This is a genomic window from uncultured Methanobrevibacter sp. (genome assembly GCF_937906425.1).
In the GTDB taxonomy this organism is placed as follows: Archaea; Methanobacteriota; Methanobacteria; order Methanobacteriales; family Methanobacteriaceae; genus Methanobrevibacter.
The window spans coordinates 1-5,468 of sequence record NZ_CALCYR010000140.1 but is presented as its reverse complement, the minus strand read 5'-3'; the positions used below and the strand labels follow the sequence as shown (position 1 = coordinate 5,468).

The window sequence follows — 5,468 nt, the reverse complement described above, 5'->3', positions numbered from 1 at the left end:
TAATATATTATTTGTCAGTCATCTATAATAAAAGTTTGGTAAATTACTATAAAAATAGAAAAATTAAAAATAGAAAAATAAATAAATGAATTAAAAAATTAAAAATAGAAAAATGAAAAAGAATTTTTAAAGAAAATTCTTTAAAAATTTATTTCAATAAACTTTGAACCCTTTTAAAGCCGTCAGAGAGCTTGTCTTGTTTAGCTGCAATAATGCTTTCAGTGTCATTTACCAAAGCATGAGTTGGACAAGCTTCAACGCATTGTTGAGTTTCAAAATTCTCACAAAGGTCACATTTAGTAGCTTGACCTAATTCATTGATGGTAATAGCCCCAATGGGACATACACTATGACACAATCCGCAACCAATACATTTTTCTTTCTTGATAGTAATAGCTCCGCCCAATGCTACAATAGCATTTTCAGGACAAACTGTAAGACAAGGTGCTTTTTCAGGACTGCAATGCATACAGAATAAAGGAACTCCCTCATGAACACGAATTGCATTGTTTGGACAATTACGTTCACAGAGTCCACAATCTACACAAAGTTCTGGATTTACTTTTAATTCAACCATAATAACACCTCTTAGTCTCCATCCAATGGTTTTCTAGCTCTGGTATCAGTGGTTATAACACTGAGAAGACCTTTTTTCTTAGCAGGTTTGTCTAAACCTTGCATCTTTTCAATGTGCTCTCTTTGTTTTCTTTTAATAACTGTTTCAATGTCTTGAACAGAAATTGCTCTTTTAGAACAAGCCCTAACACATGCAGGACCTTCTTCCCTATCAGCACAATGATTACATTTGTGAGCATTATTGTATTTAATGCTGATTGCACCGAAAGGACAAGCCATTGCACAAAAACCACAAGCAATACATTTTGTGACATCCACTCCCAAGTTGCTCATTGCACCGGTTGGGCAAATTATCTCACAGGGAGCGTCTTCACATTGTTGACAACGAATAGGGAAATAAGAGCCATCCAAATCATGAATAGTGATCCTAGGAACTCCATGAACTCCTTCACATGCTTTTTCACAATCCAAGCATCCGTCACATAATTCACTTTGTACTAATAATTTCTCCAAAAGAGACCCTCCTTAGATACCTAATTCTTCACATTGATTATCAACGAATTCTTGTATTTCTTCAATTTGTTCTTCTTTAAGATGTCTGAATCTTTTTTGAGCAGATAAGTATTCAATAACAGGTTTTCTTTCTTGAGGTCTGTAGGTTACTCTGAATTCACCGTTTTCGATTTCAAATAATCCCCATGAACCGGTTTCAACTGCAAGTCTTCCAAGTTGAATGGTTTGTTCAGGTTTGAATCCCCAACCGGTAGTACATGGTTGTTGCAAGTGAATGTAAGCAGGACCTTTGGTTTCTGCTGCCTTTTTAACCTTTTTCATAAAGTCCTCAGGATAAGCGATGGATGCAGTTGCAACATAAGGAATTCCATGAGCTGCCATAATGAAAGCCATGTTTTTCTTAGGTTTGTCCTCACCAAAACTTTCCTTTCCTGCAGGGGAAGTAGTTGTTGATGCACCATAAGGGGTAGCACCACTTCTTTGAATACCTGTATTCATATAAGCTTCATTATCGTAACAAATATAGGTCATGTTGTGACCTCTTTCCATAGCTCCGGATAAGGATTGGATACCGATATCTGCAGTACCACCGTCACCACCAAAGGCAACGATATTGACATCTTCCTTTCCTTGTGCCTTCAATGCCCTTTCAACACCTGAAGCAACAGCTCCTGCATTTTCAAAAGCAACGTGAATCCATGGGATTTCCCAAGCGGTTTCAGGGTAAGGAGATGTCATTACATCCAAACAACCGGTTGCACAAACAGCTACAGTGTTTCTGCCTAAAGCTTTAAGGGCAAGTCTTACACCAATTGAAGCTCCACAACCAGCACAACCTCTGTGTCCCGGTGCCAATAATTCTTCTTCAGGAATTTTCATCCTATTCATCCTCCTTTAAGCCTAACCAAGTAACTTCTTTAACTGGGTTTTTAGTTAATTCAACAGCTTCTTCAATATATTCAGGAATAACGTCTCTTCCACCTAATCCTAAAATGAAACCATAGGTTTCCTTATGACATTTTGCCTTAATATCTGCGAAAAGTGCTCCTCCAATACCAAATGAGAAGTTTTTATCAAGTATAGCCAATTTGTCTGCATTCTTAACGATTTCATCAATTTCCTCAAATGGGAAAGGCCTGTATGACCTTATTTTAAGAAGACCTATCTTTTCTCCTTTTGCCCTAAGTTCATCCACAACATGTCTTGCTGTACTGCATATTGAACCCATTGCAACCAGTATGATTTCAGCATCATCACATTTGTAAGGTTCGGTCAAAGAGTAATCCCTACCGAATTTTTCACCGAATTCGGCACCTACTTCCTTAATGACCTCCATGGACTTGTCCATAGCAACTTGCATGTCATGTCTGGCTTCAGTATAGTATTCAGGATCTGCAAAGTTTCCTAAAGACATTGGCCTTTCAGGATCCAAGTATGCAAATTTAGGTATATATGGAGGTAAGAACTCGTCCACTGCAGCCTCTTCAAGTAAATCCACAGGTTCAACGGTGTGAGTTAAGATAAATCCGTCCAGACATACCATTACAGGTAACATTACCTCTTCATTTTCAGCAATTCTATAAGCTTGAAGAACAGTGTCATATGCCTCTTGCGCATTTTCCACATAAAGTTGAATCCATCCAGCATCTCTTTGTGCGATGGAATCTTGTTGATCATTCCAAATGTTTAATGGAGCAGAAATCGCCCTATTTGCATCTGCCATAACAATTGGCGCCCTCATACCGGCAGCTGCATATAATATTTCATGCATATACATTAACCCTTGGGATGAAGTAGCAGTAAATACTCTTACTCCTGCTTCGGAAGCTCCTAAAGTTGCACTAATTGCACTGTGTTCAGATTCTACTCTAATATACTCTGCATCCAAATCACCATCTGCAACAAATTGTGCAAGATATTCGGATATAGTAGTTTGAGGAGTAATAGGGTAAACAGGAACAACTTGTGGTTTAGCTAACTTTACAGCTTCTGCAACTGCTCTATTTGTTGTCATAATTTCTTTTGCCATAAAATTTTCTCCACTTAATCTTTATAATTTTTTTGCAATGTCAATAAATCACTGAATAATCTTATTAACATCCATTCTATTCTATTTCCATTTTAATAGCTTGAACTGGGCATTCTACTTTACAAATACCGCATCCTTTACAATAATCATAATCTATATCGTGATCCTTATTTACACAACCTTCTGGACAGAACAAGATACAATTATCACAATCTACACAAGCATTTTTATCAAGGATTGGTTTAAAAGTTCTCCAACTCCCTGTTTTATTCTTACGAGTACTTCCAGGTTCACTAATTGCACATCCAATAGAAACCATTTAATCACCTTTTTTAAAAATTTGAATTAATTTTTTAAATATGGCTTTTGCAAATAAAACAATTCATAAAAAACTAATAAATCTTAATAATCATTGAAATTGCATAAAAAAATGTAATAATCTTTTTGATAAGCATGAGTTTATTAAAATTATTTAATCCGATTCAAGAACCGATTAATTAATAATTAAAAAGTTTGAAGATTTAAGAACCGAACTATTAATCCATTAATCTATTTAAAATAATAGTCTTGGATAAAACTTAATCGTAAATAATATGCAATTTATTAGATTTTTAATGAAAAATTTTAAATAAAAAAAATTAAGCCATATCATAAGCTTTTTTAGCCGCTACGGCGTTCTTTTCACCTAACTTACCAGGGAAAGTTTCTTTAATCACTTCAAGAAGAGATTCGATACTTACTTGACCAGTCTTTTTAGCAAAATATCCTAAAATAATGGTATTTACAATATTTACACCTAAATATTCCAAAGCAATTCCGGTTGCATCAATATCATAAACCGGCACATCATCATTCTTAATTTCCTGATGGGTATTAATAATAACTTCACTGTTTTCCTTAATTCCAGAATAAACATTCACAACATTTAAAAGACCATCATCAAGAACAACTACATAATCTGGATTATATACTTGATATCTTAAATTGATTGGTTCAGTGTCAATTCTGGTAAATGCCATAACAGGAGCTCCTCTTCTTTCTACACCAAAGAATGGGAACGCTTGAGAGTATTTACCATCTTTAAATGCTGCTTTTGCTAAAATTTCAGCTGCAGTTACAGCACCTTGTCCTCCACGTCCGTGAAAGCGAATTTCAATCATAGATATTTCCTCCATTCTATCATATGTATATATTTTTTACATACAAACTATTTAAATATGTTGATTTATAATGATAAATAATTACAAATTATTTAAAAAATAAAAAAACATTTTTTAAAAAAATTAAGAAAATGATTATTAAAAAAATAAAAAAATTTAAAAAGATTAAACAATGATATAAGTAAAAATAAGATATTTAAACAATTTAATAAAAATAAAAAGTTTAGAAAAATTATCTAAAAAAATCAAAAAACTTTATGAATTATCATGTATAATTATGTACATTTTTCATAAATTTACATTGGATGAATAAAAAATTAAGCAGTTTTGTAAAATAAGCAAAAAATTTTAAATAGGATTATAATTAATTTTATTCTATAAACAAATTTTAAAAAAATCTAAAATTAAAATTTAAATAAAATAAATTAAATCTAAAAAAAGTAGACAAATACTTGAATTTAAAAATAAAATAAATCAAATCTAAAAAGAAGTAGACAAATACTTGAATTTAAAAATAAAATAAATCAAATCTAAAAAAAGTAGACAAATACTTGAATTTAAAATTCTGATTAGAAAATTAACATAGTTTACTATATGAAATATTGAATTTGGAGTTAATATAATGAGATTTTGTCCAGAATGTGGTAAAATGCTATTTCCTAAAAAAAATATGCTTGAATGCGAATGCGGATTTAGTGAATACATATCAGATGATGAATGTGAAGAAGAGTATAACTTCGAAGAAGAGATAAAAAATAAAATGACTGTCATTTTTACCGACAACAACAACGTGGCATTACCTACCAAGAAGATTACATGTTACAAATGTGGAGGAACAAAGGGATACTGGTGGACAGTTCAAACAAGATCTGCAGATGAGGCCCCTACATACTTTATAAGATGTGCAAACTGCGGAAATACCTGGAGAAGATCTAATTAGATAAACTTCTCTTTAAAACATTTGCTGCTAAACCTTAGAACAATAAAACTAATTATAGTATAAAAATAGCTAAAAATTAGAGAATAAAAAAATAATAAAAGCATAAAAATAGCTAAAAAAGAAAAACAAAATTAAATAAAAATAAAAATAAAATAAAAATCAGATAAAAAAAACATTACCAAAAATAAAATTAAAAAAAATAAAATTAAAAAAAATAAAATTAAAAAAAATAAAATTAAAAAAAATAAAA

The 5,468-nt window shown here is 31.8% G+C and carries 7 protein-coding genes; 1 reads left to right on the top strand and 6 read right to left on the bottom strand.

The genetic code is table 11. The annotated features are described in order from the left end of the window. Nucleotides 1-148: 148 nt before the first annotated feature. From Q0138_RS03975 to Q0138_RS03950, 6 genes are all read right to left on the bottom strand, one after another. Complete coding sequence (locus Q0138_RS03975) at nt 149-577, bottom strand: 4Fe-4S dicluster domain-containing protein (RefSeq protein ID WP_297981222.1); 429 nt, start codon at nt 575-577, stop codon at nt 149-151. An 11-nt stretch (nt 578-588) separates the two neighbouring features. Then, on the bottom strand, nt 589-1,089 hold the full coding sequence (locus Q0138_RS03970) for a 4Fe-4S dicluster domain-containing protein (protein WP_297981220.1): 501 nt from the start codon (nt 1,087-1,089) through the stop codon (nt 589-591). Between the two features lie 12 nt (nt 1,090-1,101). After that, the gene (porB, locus tag Q0138_RS03965; RefSeq protein ID WP_297981217.1) at nt 1,102-1,968 is read right to left on the bottom strand and encodes a pyruvate synthase subunit PorB; all 867 of its coding nucleotides are present in this window, start codon (nt 1,966-1,968) and stop codon (nt 1,102-1,104) included. Nucleotide 1,969: 1 nt separating this feature from the next. Next, nucleotides 1,970-3,118 carry a pyruvate synthase subunit PorA gene (gene porA, locus Q0138_RS03960; protein ID WP_297981216.1) on the bottom strand — a complete coding sequence of 383 codons (1,149 nt, stop codon included), beginning with the start codon at nt 3,116-3,118 and terminating at the stop codon, nt 1,970-1,972. Between the two features lie 76 nt (nt 3,119-3,194). After that, nucleotides 3,195-3,437 (bottom strand): pyruvate synthase subunit PorD, encoded by a 243-nt coding sequence (gene porD, locus Q0138_RS03955; protein WP_297981215.1) that lies wholly within the window; start codon nt 3,435-3,437, stop codon nt 3,195-3,197. 319 nt (nt 3,438-3,756) lie between these two features. Further along, nucleotides 3,757-4,278, bottom strand: coding sequence for a pyruvate ferredoxin oxidoreductase subunit gamma (locus Q0138_RS03950; protein WP_297981223.1), 522 nt, complete (start codon nt 4,276-4,278; stop codon nt 3,757-3,759). Between the two features lie 622 nt (nt 4,279-4,900). Between Q0138_RS03950 and Q0138_RS03945 the strand changes: the two genes are divergently transcribed. After that, nucleotides 4,901-5,218 carry a transcription factor S gene (locus tag Q0138_RS03945; protein WP_297981211.1) on the top strand — a complete coding sequence of 106 codons (318 nt, stop codon included), beginning with the start codon at nt 4,901-4,903 and terminating at the stop codon, nt 5,216-5,218. Nucleotides 5,219-5,468 lie beyond the last annotated feature (250 nt).